Annotated in this window: 14 protein-coding genes; 9 read left to right on the top strand and 5 right to left on the bottom strand. The window is 27.7% G+C overall.

Annotated elements, in window-relative coordinates; genetic code table 11:
* The first annotated feature begins 396 nt into the window (after positions 1–396).
* The 9 genes from OLM55_RS08330 to OLM55_RS08290 all read left to right on the top strand — a co-directional run bounded on the left by OLM55_RS08330 (position 397) and on the right by OLM55_RS08290 (position 7,901).
* A complete protein-coding gene (locus OLM55_RS08330; protein ID WP_264558447.1) occupies positions 397–987 on the top strand; it encodes a hypothetical protein in 591 nt (196 codons plus the stop codon).
* Positions 988–1,144: 157 nt separating this feature from the next.
* Positions 1,145–2,134: an EbsA family protein gene (locus OLM55_RS08325; RefSeq protein ID WP_264558446.1), complete on the top strand. Its 990-nt coding sequence runs from the start codon at positions 1,145–1,147 to the stop codon at positions 2,132–2,134.
* 151 nt (positions 2,135–2,285) lie between these two features.
* On the top strand, positions 2,286–3,116 hold the full coding sequence (locus tag OLM55_RS08320) for a hypothetical protein (RefSeq protein ID WP_264558445.1): 831 nt from the start codon (positions 2,286–2,288) through the stop codon (positions 3,114–3,116).
* Between the two features lie 173 nt (positions 3,117–3,289).
* Positions 3,290–3,931: a hypothetical protein gene (locus tag OLM55_RS08315; RefSeq protein ID WP_264558444.1), complete on the top strand. Its 642-nt coding sequence runs from the start codon at positions 3,290–3,292 to the stop codon at positions 3,929–3,931.
* Positions 3,932–4,291: 360 nt separating this feature from the next.
* A complete protein-coding gene (locus tag OLM55_RS08310; RefSeq protein ID WP_264558443.1) occupies positions 4,292–4,705 on the top strand; it encodes a hypothetical protein in 414 nt (137 codons plus the stop codon).
* A 160-nt stretch (positions 4,706–4,865) separates the two neighbouring features.
* A complete protein-coding gene (locus tag OLM55_RS08305) occupies positions 4,866–5,432 on the top strand; it encodes a hypothetical protein (RefSeq protein ID WP_264558442.1) in 567 nt (188 codons plus the stop codon).
* Positions 5,433–5,636: 204 nt separating this feature from the next.
* The gene (locus OLM55_RS08300) at positions 5,637–6,143 is read left to right on the top strand and encodes a hypothetical protein (RefSeq protein ID WP_264558441.1); all 507 of its coding nucleotides are present in this window, start codon (positions 5,637–5,639) and stop codon (positions 6,141–6,143) included.
* A 146-nt stretch (positions 6,144–6,289) separates the two neighbouring features.
* On the top strand, positions 6,290–7,057 hold the full coding sequence (locus OLM55_RS08295; protein WP_264558440.1) for a YqjF family protein: 768 nt from the start codon (positions 6,290–6,292) through the stop codon (positions 7,055–7,057).
* Positions 7,058–7,148: 91 nt separating this feature from the next.
* The gene (locus OLM55_RS08290) at positions 7,149–7,901 is read left to right on the top strand and encodes a hypothetical protein (RefSeq protein ID WP_264558439.1); all 753 of its coding nucleotides are present in this window, start codon (positions 7,149–7,151) and stop codon (positions 7,899–7,901) included.
* 149 nt (positions 7,902–8,050) lie between these two features.
* On the opposite strand, the gene guaB is transcribed toward OLM55_RS08290, so the two are convergent.
* From guaB to OLM55_RS08265, 5 genes are all read right to left on the bottom strand, one after another.
* Entirely contained in the window at positions 8,051–9,523 is a 1,473-nt protein-coding gene (gene guaB, locus OLM55_RS08285) for an IMP dehydrogenase (protein ID WP_264558438.1), read from the bottom strand.
* 83 nt (positions 9,524–9,606) lie between these two features.
* The gene (locus tag OLM55_RS08280; RefSeq protein ID WP_413614310.1) at positions 9,607–12,090 is read right to left on the bottom strand and encodes a TonB-dependent receptor domain-containing protein; all 2,484 of its coding nucleotides are present in this window, start codon (positions 12,088–12,090) and stop codon (positions 9,607–9,609) included.
* Entirely contained in the window at positions 12,029–13,402 is a 1,374-nt protein-coding gene (locus OLM55_RS08275; RefSeq protein WP_413614309.1) for an HTTM domain-containing protein, read from the bottom strand. Before OLM55_RS08275 ends, OLM55_RS08280 begins: the two co-directional genes overlap by 62 nt.
* Before the next feature lie 3 nt (positions 13,403–13,405).
* Positions 13,406–14,518 (bottom strand): imelysin family protein, encoded by a 1,113-nt coding sequence (locus tag OLM55_RS08270; protein WP_264558436.1) that lies wholly within the window; start codon positions 14,516–14,518, stop codon positions 13,406–13,408.
* Positions 14,519–14,590: 72 nt separating this feature from the next.
* On the bottom strand, positions 14,591–15,793 hold the full coding sequence (locus OLM55_RS08265; protein ID WP_264558435.1) for a DUF4856 domain-containing protein: 1,203 nt from the start codon (positions 15,791–15,793) through the stop codon (positions 14,591–14,593).

Here is a 15,793-nt window from a genome sequence, read left to right as displayed (position 1 = left end):
AATAGAATATTAGAAATGTTGTACTATATTTGTAAAGCGATGCAAACGAGTGAAAGTATTGATTTTACTAGTGTTTCATTCTAGTGCAACGGAGTACTAAGGTACAACAATTGGTACAACAAATCAAGTATTTTGATGCTTTTTTATGCTTATATTTGCTTTAGTATTTTTTTTAAAGTCAATAAATACAGTACTTTAAGTGCAAAAGGGTACTTTCAGAAATATTATAGAGATAACAGCGGTTTGCTTCAATGGCTACTTCCGGATTTTCCTACGGAAAATCCGCTGCTGAATGGAATGTTTTGTTATATTTGTAATGGCTTGGTGTTGGTGCAACGCCACTGAGAGCAAGCCGCAGAACGTTATGCGTCACTTTGAAAAAACGGAACGAAAAAGATGAGAATTTTAAAAAATTTAACGGAAAATAATTTAGAAGTTTTAATTAAATCGTTTCCGATTGAATTAAAAGAAGACGTTGAAATTGTTGTTAATTTTTTGAACACAAAAAAATTAACCGTTCATCCTTATTTTGAAAAAGAAATTTTCATAAATAACGAATCAATCTATATTCCAGGAAGAATATATACCGACGAAAATTTAAAAGTAAACGAAATAACTCTATCCGAAAAGCAAAAAACGATTTTAAATTGTTTGTATTTAACTCATAACGATGGATATTTAAGACAACAGAAATTAGAATTATTAAAAGATAATTTTGAAGACTTTGTAATTCCTTATAAAATGAAAATTTTAGGTGAATATGTGATTGAAATTATAGCTGATTTAGAAAAGCATATAACCGAGAAATCAATCGGAAATTATTTAAAGTTTATTCGTGGAAATCCAAAATATTGGAATTTAACAAAAAGTAGAATTGTAAGTTACTGGGGCGAATATTATAAGAGAGATTACAAACTTAAAAATTATATTGGGTATAAATTGATTAAAAAAATAGAAAACGAATTAAAATTAAAAGCGAACGCATAACAGCAGTTAAAAGTAATGGCTTAGGCAAGGGCATACTTCCGAATTTTCTTCGAAAATTCAAAAGTTTGCGTTATATTTGTTTTGGCTTGGTCTTGGCTCGTCGCCACTTCTTTTAGCTGCAAAACGTTGTGCACAATACTATTGAAAAAACGTATAAATGAACGAATCTATAAAAATAAGACCTAACTTAAAATTAATATTCATTTTTAGTTTTTTTAGTGTGTTTCTTTTTGGAATGTTAACATTTCATTTTTCTAAAAGATTTATTGAAGAATTAAATACTGAATTTAATTTAATCATATTTTTAATTCTTTGCGTATTTTTAATTCTATTAATAATTACTTCATTTTTTTCATTAAATTTTTTTTCAAACATTGAAGTAAACGAAAAAGAAATTATTGTAAAGAAAATGTTTTCTAAAAAAATTATTCATATTGAGGATATTAAAGAAATAGTTGTGTCAGAAATAATTGAATTATATGAATTTCTTGCAGAAAGAACTCAAATTCAATTACTAAACAATGAACAAATAAATTTTTATGCATTTAAATATAAAGATTTTTACAAATTAAAAAATTTGTTAAACTACATAAATGAAATTTTAAAAAATGAAAATATAAAGATCAAGAAAATAAATTTGAAAACCGTTTTAACTTCAAATAAAAAATCAAAAGTAAATATAACTAGAGTAAGTAAAACATACAATTTCTCAAGTATTTTATCATTTTCAGGTTTATTATTTTACAGCTTCTTTATTATAATTTTTTTTAACATTATTTCAGGAAAAACAAAAGAGATTAATGATATATTATTGGCGGTTTTAATAATATTCTTTTTTCTTTTTTTATATTCTTTAAATACTAATTATTTCATAATTACTGAAAAACATCTAATAATAAAAAACTCAATATTTTTTTGGAAAAAAGAATGTTTTGAATTTAATGAAATTGAATCAATTAATATTCATTATCACTATAAACAATTAGGAAAAACTGTTGTTGTAAAAACAAAGAAATTTGAAAACAGAAGATTTGTTTCAGATAATTTATTAGAAGGAAACTGGAATGCATTTAAAAGAGAACTAAAAAATAATGGTATTTATACTTTTGACGATAGTAATAATACAACAAGAAGAATATTATATTAAAATACTGTGCACAACAACGGTTAGCAAAAATGGTTTTGGCTTGGTTTTTCCTTCGGAAAAACCTTTATGATTCGTGATTTTATTTTATATTTGCTTTGGTCAGTGATTAATTCAAACCACTTTCGCTAGCCGCAAAACGTTGGCAATAATTATGAAAAAATATCGCAGAAAAATATTCTTATTACTTTTTATTATTCCAATTTTTGGTTTTTCACAGAATCAGTTTTTGGATTTTGTTGTTGACCAAAATAATGATACTATTTATGGAACTATCAGAAATAGAAAAGTTCTTTATGAGAAAAACTCAAATAGTGAAAGAGATAAAATAAAGTTTCGTAGTCATAAATTAAAAAGATACAGAAAGTTTAGAATTAATGATGAAGTTTATATTTATCAAAAACCAAAATTTGAAGACGGAATTTATGCTTCAAAAGAATCTAATACTTCAAAAGATACAATCGTAAAAAAAATTGATGATTTCATAAATGTCCAAAAAAGATTAACTGATTTTGTTATAACAAAAACTAATGATACTATTTACGGAAAAATCGAAGAACCAATATTTGGAAAACTACGTCTTTTTGATTCATCAAATGATATGATTAAAATAGAAAAAGAAAACATCAAAAGATTTAGATTTAACAATGAAATTTTTGAACATAAAGAAAAAAGAAGAGCTACACTTTTTGATGATAAAGATGCTTATCTAAAATTATTAGTAGATGGTAAAGTTAAACTTTACGAATATGAATATAACTACAACCAAAATGATTTAAATTCTGGATTATTTTTAAATGAATATAAAAACTATTTTTACATAGAAATCGATAATGAACTAATATTAATTAATAACTTATTATACAAAAAAAAATTAGCTGAAATATTTTCTGATAATCAGAAATTAGTTTCTAAAATATTGAATGAAGAATATAAAATCGACAATATTTATCTAATAGTAAAATACTATAATGAGTATAAATAACTATTGCCAACAGCTGTTTTGCACAATGGCTTGGGCTTGGTTTTTCCTTCGGAAAAACCTCTATGAATCGTAATTTTGTCTATATTTGTTTTGGTCAGTCTTGAATCACAAGCCACTGATGTAAAGCAGCCAAACGTTAGCAAACATATTGCCAAAAACTGAAAATCAGAAATATGAAATCAAAAATATTTTTTTTAAACTTAATTTTTTGCTTGTTTTATATTTCGTGTAAAGAACCAATCGTAACTTTCGAAGTTGCTCAACCAGAAAACGTAAAAGAACAGAAAGAGTTTCCTAAAAAACTTATTGGAACTTATTACAATTCAGAAAATGATAGTGAATTAATAATTAGAAAATATTTCATCTTTAAAAAAATGCTTATAAAAGATACTTTGAGAATTTCAGAATTAAACAAAAATGAAATAATTAAAAATGACACTTTATACAAACTTAATTCAAATGAAAAATATAAGATTATTAAAATAAATGACAGTTTGTTTTCAAATTATGTCTATTCTGACACAATTTTTAATCTTAAAAAATCAGACGCTTTAAAAAAATTTAAAGGTTACTATTTTCTAAATAAATTAATTGAAAATACTGGATTTTGGGAAGTTGAAAAACTAAACCTAACTAAAGGAATTTTGAATATAAATGGAATTGAAACTGAAAACGAAATAAGTTTATTAGAAAATATTACGGAATCAAAAAAAGATACTGTCAAACCATTTACTATTAAACCAACTAAAAAACAATTTAAAGAATTCATCAAAAAAAATGGTTTTAGTAATGGTGAAGTCTATGTTAAACAATAAATACGTTTGCTAACAACGGTTTGTAGCAATTGCTCGGCTTGGTCTTTGTTTGAATTTTCTCCGAAAATTCTAAAGTAGTTTTGTAATTGTGAAATTAAGTGCTAAATTTACGCAACTACCACAAGCCGTCAAACGTTAACTGCAAGTTTAAAAAACGATATGATTAAGACAATAATGTTTCTCAAAAAAGTTATAATTTTATCAATTGTGATTTCCGCTTTTTTTCTAATTGTAAACGCTTTTTTTGGTGAAAATATATTTAAATACCCGAATAGATTATTGATAATTTTTGGCCTTCAGATTGGACTATTTACAATATTCCATATTAGTTTAATAATATTGAAGAAAAACAGAAATTAAATGAAAAAAAAACTAACAATATTAATACTTTACTTATTTATATTTAGCAGTTTTTGCCCATCTATCTTCCAAAAAGGAGGAGTAAATGATTGTATTTATATTTTAACTTTTATTAACTCAATACTTATTTCTTTAACTCTATCATATGAAATGAAAAAACTTTTCTATGTTGAGAAAATATTTATTTCATTAATAATTGGCTGTTTTGTAGCATCAGTTACTTCTTTAATCGTTTTCCCAGCAATCATAGATTTTATATTTGATGATAAAACATGGTTTCTATGGAAAACAACAAATAGAATATTAATCAACTATTTTTACTATTTAATGAATTTTATAATAATCGGAGTTTTAAATGCATTTTATTATAGTTTTAGAATTCAGAATGGGAAATATGTAAAAACCAGCAGTTAACAGCCGTTTGTAGCAATTGCTAGGCTTGGCTTGTGTTCGGAATTTTCTCCGAAAATTCCACGAGGAGTTTTGTACTTGTAATCTTTTGTTATAAATTTACGCAACTGCCACAAGCGGCAACACGTTAGCAGTAAGCTAAAACGAAGCGGGAGAATAAAAAATGAACTTGAAAAAACAAATAAAACTAAATTCTGACAATGCTTCATCAACTAAACATATTTTAGTTGCTCTACTATTATTTTTTCTTCCATTTGTTGGAATATTTTGTGCAATTGTAAGTGTTGATAATTTTAAAAACTATAATAGTCCTTATTGGTTTACTTTTATCTTTGGAATTATAGGACTTATTATAGCATTATTTATTTCAAGAAAAATTAAACCATATATTGTTTTAAATAATAAAATGATTGATAGTTATGATAATCTAAAAATATTATTCATAATTGGTTTTATTGGATTTACTTTACTTATAGCGCAAAAATTAAACTCCAAACTATCTGTTTTAGAAAAATGTGAAAGCACAATTGTTTTGCAAAAAATATTTCATAAAGGTGGATTTAGAAGACCAGAAAAGAATATTTTAATTGTAAATATTAATGGAGAAAATCAGAAAATTATTTCTGAAAGAAAATATTGGGAAAATATTTCGGTTGGACAATTAGCAAAAGTTTGTGTATATAAAAGCTATATTGGTTTTGACTCTTTAGAGTTATTAGAAGAAAAATAAAAGCCTACTGCTAACAGCAGTTAAAAGTAATAGTTTAGGCAAGGGCATACTTCCGAATTTTGCTTCACCAGTTCGTACAAAGTGCTCGAGTTTTCGAAAATTCAAAAGTTTGTTTTATATTTGGCTTAACTTTGTATTATCTCGTCTCAAATAAATTATCGGTAAAACATTAAAAAATAATATTAACTATAAATAAAAAAAGCTATGAATACATTAAAAAAATCACTTTTATTTATTACCCTTTTTTCATTATTCTTTTCTTGTGACAATAATGATAATTCAGTTTCAAGAAGTACAAATGAAATTGAAATAACAATAGATAATGGGACGCCTATAAGTTATTCTACAAATATTACAGCTAAAGATTATCAATTAGCACCAACCTCAGGCTTTAATTGTTTGTTCAAAATAAACTCAAACAATTCTAATACTGATACTTTTGAATTAATTGTTGGTCAAACTGTAGATGTTTGCCCATTTACTATGACTACTCCTACTAACATTACACTAACAGGATCTGAAATAAGCGTTTTAAATATACAAGGAATTGATATTGATTATTCTAATAGTGGAAATTCAATTGTATTTAATTATCAACTTTTGGGTAATAATGTAGGCGATGATATTAAAATAACATTTGCAGGAACTTATTTTGATAATAGCAATATATCACATACAATTAGTGGTGACATTGACATTGATAGACAATAAATTTAACATACTATTGCCAACTATGGTGATAATTAATTACTTTTTTATCGAATACTACTCAAAATCTTCTGAGATTTTCAGTTTGATGAGTACTCAACCTTGCAACTTCTCATAGTCAATACTACTTATGTTCAAAAGATGAATTTATGAGAAATGATATGCCTAAAGAAATAACAATCCAAGAAATATTAAAAACTACTAGTCACAGACCTTGGAAAATGCCAACCGAAAATTGGAAATTTTATCAAGAATGGAATAATGCTATTTTTCTTCATTGGCAAGTTGAATTAACCGAATTGGAGAAATTTGTGCCGAAAGAACTAGAAATAGACTTGTACGAAGGTAATCCTTGGGTTTCTATTGTTGCGTTTACAATGGAAAAAATAAGACCGAGAAAGCTACCCTATTTCCCTCCAATTTCAAATTTTGATGAAATTAATATCCGAACTTATGTAAAGTCAAAAAATAAAACTGGTGTTTATTTTTTGAGTATTGAAGGCGGAAAAAAATTGTCATGCAAAATTGCAAAAAGAATATCTGAACTTCCATATAGATTTTCAGAAATTAAAAGAAGGGAAAACCAATATAAATCCAATAATTTTGAATTTAAGGACAACTTAAACATTGAGTTTACAATTGGAAATAATATGGTAGAAAAAACAGAATTGGAAAAATGGTTAACTGAAAGATATGCTCTTTTTCAAGATACCAAAACATCAATAAATGAATTTGAAATTCATCATTTGGAATGGCCCATTAATAGACTTGAACTAAAAAAATTAGAATATAATTACCCAAGATTTTACAAACTAATAAAAGACAAACCTAACCTAGTTCAATACTCAAAAGGTGTAAAAGTTATTGCTTGGGGAAAGAATAAAAAAGTAAAAAAGGGTTACAATAACCATTTCTAAGAATTAACTGTAAAACCACAAAATACCTAATACAAAAAAACAAACAATATTGCATTCATCTTAATTGTCCTCACGTATAACCTATAATTTTATGATAAACAAACTTAAAGTATTAATATTCAATAGCTTAATACTATTTGTTTCTTGTAAACAATTGAATAAAGATAAAACAGAATATAATCAAAATAGTATATCAGTTCAAAATTTAGAAGAATTACAAAAAAATAATTTTACCGTTTCTGACATAACAAATGAAAATTGTAATTGTGCAGAAAATGATTTTGCTGGTACAAAAACGGATACCATTTATAAATTATCAAACGGAAAAAAAATTGCTTTATGTGGTTATCGAAATATTGAAAATAAACCCATAAATTTTTCAGAATTTGTGCTTTCTGTTTGTAATGAAAAAAAAATAATTGATTTTTGGGGCGCAACAGAAACTTGTAATTTAAGAACAACAAAAGATACTTTAATTATTGAAGAATTAATAAACTTACCAACTGAAAAGAACAGAATTTATAAACCTACTATTTGGAGTATTGAAAAAATTTACTTTAATAACGAAAAATTAAAAAGAAATAAAATTCTTAACCAAAAAATCAGAAAATACAATAACGAAGAAATTTCAGCAACATTAAAAGAATATGAAAACGCAGATGAAAAAATTAATGATGAAAAGATGCAATTAGTAAATAGACTTTTCATCGCTACAATTTCAAACGATAAAAAAGCACGTAAGTACTTTTATGAATTTGAAATGAAGTATGAACTTGATGGAGCTTTTTCTGAAGAATATAGTGACTTAAAAGAAATGCTTGAAGTTTGGGATAAACAAAAATAGCCCCTACTAACAAAGAGTTTATCAACGACTTGGAACTGTATTTTTTTTCTGATTGGTTTATTAAAAGACGTATATACTCACTATATATAAAATAATTAAAAAAGCCTCGTTTTTAAAAACGAGGCTTTTTTAATTTAAATAGTATATAATTATCTTGAATAATTAGGAGCTTCTTTAGTAATCGTAACATTATGTGGATGGCTTTCCCCTATTCCACTTGCTGTAATTCTCACAAATCTTCCTGTATCTTGAAGGGTTTCAATATCTTTTGAACCACAATATCCCATTCCTGCACGTAAACCTCCAACGAATTGTAGCATACTCTCGTTCAACTCTCCTTTGTAAGGAACACGACCTACAATTCCTTCTGGAACTAATTTTTTAACGTCGTCTTCCACATCTTGAAAATAACGGTCTTTAGAGCCTTCTTTCATAGCTTCTACAGATCCCATACCTCTATATGATTTGAACTTTCTTCCTTCGAAAATTATAGTTTCTCCAGGAGATTCTTTCGTTCCTGCTAATAGAGAACCAAGCATTACACAATCAGCACCTGCAGCAACAGCTTTAGGAATATCACCTGTATAACGAATTCCTCCATCTGCAATAACCGGAACTCCACTGCCTTTTATTGCAGCAGCAACCTCTAAAACAGCTGAAAATTGTGGAAAACCAACTCCAGCAACAACACGTGTTGTACAAATTGAACCCGGACCAATTCCAACTTTCACACCATCAGCACCATTCTCAACTAAATATTTAGCCGCTTCTGGTGTCGCTATATTTCCTACTACAACATCTAAATTTGGAAATGTACTTTTGACTGCTTTTAAAACATCAACTACTCCTTTTGTATGTCCATGAGCTGTATCAATTATAACAGCATCAACTCCAGCATTCACTAATGCAGTAGCTCTTTCAACAGCATCCGCAGTAACTCCTAGAGCAGCAGCAACACGTAAGCGTCCAAATTGATCCTTATTTGCGTTTGGCTTTTGAGTCAATTTAGTTATATCTCTAAAAGTAATTAGTCCGGCAAGTTTATAACCTTCAGAAATTACTAATAATTTTTCAATTTTATGATCTTGCAAAATTTCTTCTGCTTGTTCTAAAGTTGTACCTACTTGTGCAGTAACCAAATTCTCAGAAGTCATAACCTCAACAATAGAACGATTGCTGTTTTTTTCAAAACGCAAATCTCTATTGGTAACAATTCCTTTTAGCGTCATAGTATCATCTACAACAGGAATTCCACCAATACCATGCTCTTTCATCGCTCTTTTAGCATCTCCAACTGTTGCGTTTAATGTTAGTGTTACAGGGTCGATAATCATTCCCGATTCTGCACGTTTAACTTTACGAACTTCAGCCGCTTGGCGTTCAATAGACATATTTTTATGCAAAACACCAATTCCTCCTTCTTGTGCCATAGCAATAGCCATATCACTTTCGGTAACTGTATCCATAGCAGCCGAAATAATAGGAACATTTAATGTAATGTTTTTTGAAAATTTTGATTTGATGCTTACTTCTCTTGGTAGAATTTGAGAGTAATTTGGAACTAAAAGTACATCGTCATAAGTAAGTCCTTCTCCGATGATTTTTGTAGTGTGTGCTTTCATGTTGCAATTTGTAGTTAAATTGCATGCAAAGTTACTTAAAAATCAGGAGTTAGGAGTTAAAAATTAAAAAAATATTTTAAATTCTAAAATTTAATCTCTAAAGTTGCGTAAAATACTCTTGGTTCTGAAGGAATAATTCCTGGACCTGGATAACCTGTAGCTCTTCGTGTAAAATACCAATTATTTAAAACGTTATTCACTCCTGCTTCAAGTTTAAAATTCTTCCATTTATATGAAGCCGAAAAATCAAATACGTAATAAGATGGTATTTCACCATATATACCGCTTGTATTATCATTTACATCTGTAGGAATATTTTGAGCATTCGTATATTGAGAAGATACATAAGTATATTGTAAACTAGTTAAAAAGTTTTTATAACCTACTCCATTTCCAAATTTCATATTATAACTAGGGACAAATTCTACCTTATTTTTTTCAACATTAGGAATATCCGAATTAAGATATTCTGAATTAGTAATGGCAACATTTGAGAATACATTCCAAATGAAATTTTCATAATCAATAAAAAAGGTTTTTCCAATATTCCAATCGATTAAAGATTCAAAACCATAAGTAAAGGCAGTTCCTACATTACTTCTATAACGAACTGGTGTAGCAACATTTGGTATTGTTTTAAGGTACTCTCCTATTTTATCATCATAATACAAACCATAGATACTTGCATCAAAAGAAACTTTATTAAGGATTTGTCCTCTTACACCAATATCTGAGGTATATCCTTTTTCATCGGTAATATTAGGATCAATTGCAGCACTTGGGTTTGCCGTTCTTATATCGTTAAAAGTTACTGAGCGGTAATTTTGTGAAACATTTCCATAAATTTCTATTCCATTTTTCATTTTATAACTCAAACCAATACCCAATAATAAAAAATTACGCTCTTTTATAATGTCTTCATTTTCAATTTCATCATAAATAACATTTCCGGCTAAATCGGTTCTAATTTCTCTATAAAATCCTTTTGCTTGGGTTTTAATACTTTCGTATCTAAAACCTGGAGTAATTGAAAATGAATGAGTTACTCTAAAAATATTTTCTCCAAATACAGAAAAATTTAAATTTGGATAAGTGTAATCTGATTGAGATGCATAATTAGGAAATTCGGAATTTGCCAACTCAAAATCTGGTCCATTCCCTGAACTTCCTGGACCTTGAATACCTGTATTTTTAGCTTGATAATATTTAGCTCCAATTAAAAAAGCATTATTATTCCCTAAAAAATTATATTTTTTTAAATAGCGAGCTTCAGCACCCCAGTTTACGAAATCACCTAAAATTAAATCACGTTCTGTTCCTGGTGTATCTGGATTTGAAACTCTATTTGAACGATATCCTAATGCTTTTCTACTTGCATCTAAACCAAATAATTGTAAAGAAAAATCGGCATTATGTTGAAAATGATGTTTAAATCGAAGTGCAAATAAATTCCAATCTACTTTAAACCAATTACGTGCTCTATTACTCTGTGTAGGATCTTCAGCAAACATAACATCAGTTAATCCTCCAGGCTGTTGTGCTAAATAATCAAAATGTGTATAATCTAAGTGTAAAGATGTATTATCAGTAAATTGATAGTTTAAATTCGTAAAAAAGGTTTTTGAATCAAACTGAGAATTTGGTCTGAAACCATCACCTTGTTTATAGTTATAAAAGGAATAATGGCTAAATTTTCCGTTTGTTCCGCTTAAACTCGTAAAATTGGTAAATAAATTATAAGAACCTAAAGTAGTTCTTGATACTATTTCAATTGGTTTAGTACTGGGTTTCTTAATATTAAAATTAACTAAACCACCAAATTGTGTTCCGTATTGTAAAGAAGCCGCTCCACGAATAATTTGAATAGATTCTAAAGCTTCAGTTGGTGTTGCATAATAACTTTCTGGATAACCTAAAACATCCGCGCTTATATCGTAATTATTTTGACGTGTGTTAAAATTAGAGGTTCTATTAGGGTTTAGTCCTCTACCTCCTATTGAAAGTTGTAAACCTCCATCGTTACTCTCATTAATAGTTAAACCAACAACTTGTGCATAAATTTGACGTGCATTATTTGTAGCTTTATTTGCAGTTAAGTTATCTAGTGAAATAACTTCTGTTTTTTTACCTGCATAAATTGCTGTTTCTTCAATATCTTTCAATTTATTTAAAGCAAATAACTTTTGTTTTTGCTTTATAACAACAACTTCAGATAAATTAGTTGATAAATCTTCTAAAACAATTACTAAATTAGTAGTTGCAACCGAAGCATCAATTGTTTTTTCCAAAATCGTGAATCCTTGTAAGAAAAAAACAAGTTCATTTTTACCCTTAACCACTTCTGAAAAGACGAACTCTCCCTTTGCATTAGAGCTAATTAACTTACTTGTTGTTTTATTATAAATTTCAACATTAGCTAATGGATTTCCAAAAGTATCTGTCACCAAACCTTTAAGATTAGTCTGTGAAAATCCTGAAATTGATACTAATACTAAAAGTAAAACTTTAAAATCCTTTAATTTCATCGTTAAATGGTAAAATCCACGTTTTATGTTGGAATGATTCATACTCTTTTGCTAAATCTACTTTGGGGTCGATATATCTTTTACTCAATCTTCCGTTTAAAGCTACATAACTATCAACAGTAACTTTTGGATCGTTATAGCCCGTTTTTTGATAATAATTATGTAAAAAATGTGCGTATTGTAAAATAAAATCGGGTTGAAAAGACATTTGTTTTTCCTGAAAAGGAGTTAAAAACTTTGAATTATCAACAAATATTTTTTTATTGGTATTGCTATCTGTGATATAAAATTGGGTGTATCCTGCTTTTTCCATAAGCATAACGCGCCATGAAAATCGGAACCCTTCTTCTGTCCAAAACAATTCATCTGGATATAATAAATATCTAAATGGAAACATTAATTGAAATGCCATAAAAAGAGCTAAAAAACTAATTTTAATTGCATTTAATCTTGAAGAAAAATTAATTATCTTTTTTTCTGAAGTATTAAAAATTGTTGTTTTGAATTTAAAAATTTTCGCTATAAAATTCAATACTTTATTGTGAAATGAAGCATCAAAAAAGATAAGACTACTAATTATCATTACATAAGGAAAAACACCAATTGGAAATAAAATTTTTGTTAGAATATGAAAAACTACCACTAGAACAAAAGCAAATTTTCGTGTTTTTCTATTGAATAATAAAAACGGAATTGCTAAATCATAAAGTGCACCAGCCCAACTGAAACTATATTGAACCCATGTTTCATGTAAAAAATTTCCAATTAATGGAATATTTGACTGATTAGGCAACCAAATTTTTAATGGCATAGCTTCGAACAGCCAATCTGAATTTAGTTTTGCTAAACCCGCGTAAAAATAAACAATTGCAAGTGTTAATTTTAAGATATCAATTGTCCATTGTGGAATTTCTTTAAATTTGAATTTTTCATTTTTATAAGCATCAACTGAAAAAGTTGCATTTGCAGGTAAAAAAATAAGTATAAAACTAACAATTGAAATAAAGTAGTAATGATTTAAATAGGTAGTCTTATCCATCAATTCGATGTAGGTAAAACTCAAAAAAAATGTAATAATTGAAAGTTTATACTTGTATCCTATAGCAACTAAAAAAGCTGATAAACCACAAATAATAAAAAGTAAATACGTAAAATTACCTAATGGTTTTACCCAATCAAAACCATAATATGTAAAATGAAATTTTGGTTGAATATAAAATTTATCGACCCAACCGTAGCTTACAAATCTAATTATACTGAATAGCATCATTAAACCAAACGCCAGCCTAAAAAAAGCTAGCGTTGAGGCTTGTGAGGTTTTATTTAAATAAATATTTATATTATTATTTTGCATGTATTAATCACCATCAGCATCTACATAATCTACAGTAATGTTGAATGCTTGCATCATGTCTAATTTAAAATAAACTACATTTTGTTGCAAAGCATCATAACTATTCAACATTGCGTTATTATTAGATAAAATTTGTGTTTCAAAACTATCATTTAACAAAGCATTTGTTGAGTTAATTGTTGTAAATTGATTATTGATTGTAGTACTTAAACTTACTCCGTTTCTAACTGTATTTAAAAAATTCAAGTAAGATTTTAAACTTTCACCTTCAGTAGAAGACAAATAATGTTTTCCATTAAAAAAATCTTGCGCAGCTTTAACTGCTTCATTTAATAGAATTTTAGAAACATCATTTTTATAAAAAGCTTCTCCTTTTTCAGGAAAAGTTGTTCCACTTGAAAAAACTCCTGCAGGAATACCAACTTTACCAGCTCTTATATCTTTTTCATAATATTTTACAAAGTTATTAACCATTCTATTTGTTGAACTGCTTACTGAATTACCATTACTTGCAATAAAAGTGTTCTTATAAGAACCATTCCAGTCGTTTAAAATTGAATTTACATCACTACTTAACTCTGCTATTAAATCCGTTAAATACTGTTTATAATTTAATGCATTAGAATTTGTTGTATAAAATTCAATGATATTATTATCACTTGAAGCTAAACCATTTATCATATAATCTAGTGCAGGAAAACCTTGCCTTGAATATTGTGATAATAATTGAAAATTATAACTTCCAGATGCAATATTTGTATCAATTCCAGCTGTGTTAGTAGGGTAAATATTTGTTTTACTGAAAAAATTAATTTCTTCTGCTTTACCAATATTAAAAAATCCAACATATTGATATGCTTTATATGATTCTAACCATGCTGAACGAAGTACATCTAAATTGGTTTGATTTGGAGTTGTATTAAATGTAGCAATTGCAGAGTTCAAAATAACAACTTTATCTTGAAGGTTTTCATAACTTGGAACAATAATATTATTTGCCCAATTAGTTAATAAAGCTGTCCTATTATAGTTATCACCAGATGAAGATGAACCGTCTTCACTAGAACATGCAAAAACTATAGATAATAAAGTGATTAAAAAAAGATATTTTTTCATTCCTGTTTTTTTTGCAAAATTAATTAAAAAAATAGCATGTTCAAAAGCTAGCTACCCTTTTAAATGTTTATTTTAGTTAACAATTGAAGCTTCTTCTACTGTAAAGCCAAATCGAGTTGCTATATCTAAAGCAATATTATCTAAATGATCATTTAAATAATCTATATCCCACAATCCATTTGTTCCACCTGTTAACTCAGCCAACAAAGCATCAACCTCTGTTTTTGACATATATGGCGTTCCTGTTGCAGGATTATTTGTATAACGTAATGACATTATAAATCCATAAGCTTCCGAAAGTGCATGAAATGCTTTTGCCCCATTATCCGTAACTAATTTTGATTTTCCATCAATTAAATAATACACTCCTCTTACAGCAGGAACTAATGCTAATTTTTCTTTTATAATTGCAATTTGTTGATCTCTTAGAGAGTAGTTATTAGCTACAATAGCTGCTCTTCCTTTTCTAAACGCTAATTCAATATCTGCTTTTAAGAAATTAAAATCAGCATCGGCATCAACTTGATTAATATAACTATCCCAATATTTTCCACCTCCAGCACCATAGATATAACCATAAGCTTCATCCCATTTATGTTCCATATTAGTATAGTTTTTCCCTTCAACTAATACTTTATTTGTATTGTCTGCTCTGTTAGTAGATTCATCTAAAACAGCTAGGCTCAAATAATTATTTACGACTTGATCCATAAAACAAGCTCCCATTAAACCTTTTAATATTATTTGTTGAGGTTCTAGACCATTTGCTGCAATTAAACGCTTTGTTGTACCATCAAGGTATACACCTGGAATATTTTCAGCTGCAATTGTACCATTTGAAGCTGCATTAGCATTATCAAATTGTGACTCAAAAAAAGATCTTACATTTGTTTGCTCAACAGAAGAACCACCTCCGCCTAAATTAACGAAATAATCTTTTGAAGCTGCAGTTTTATCTCTTAATTGTTTTCCAGATTCATTTAATTCTAAAGTAGAGAAAGGGCTATTTGAATTTGAATACATATTATTTAAAATTGCCACATCTACTACTGCATCTGCAGCACCTTGATCTTTAATATAATTACCCAATTCTTGCAACATAAGTATCCTACTTGATTGACCACTATAATCAACAGTTGAAACACCCTCTCTTTCAAAAACATATGCATCAGGGACACTTACTGAGTTTTGTTCATTATTATCATCATCAGAACAAGAAGTTGTTGCTAAAAAAAGAAAAGGAAATAATACTAATGTAATTTTATTTAAGCGCAT

This window comes from Flavobacterium sp. N2270 (genome assembly GCF_025947225.1).
Lineage (GTDB): Bacteria > Bacteroidota > Bacteroidia > Flavobacteriales > Flavobacteriaceae > Flavobacterium.
Note: the sequence above shows the minus strand (reverse complement) of the source record. Positions and strands in the feature narration are given on the sequence as shown.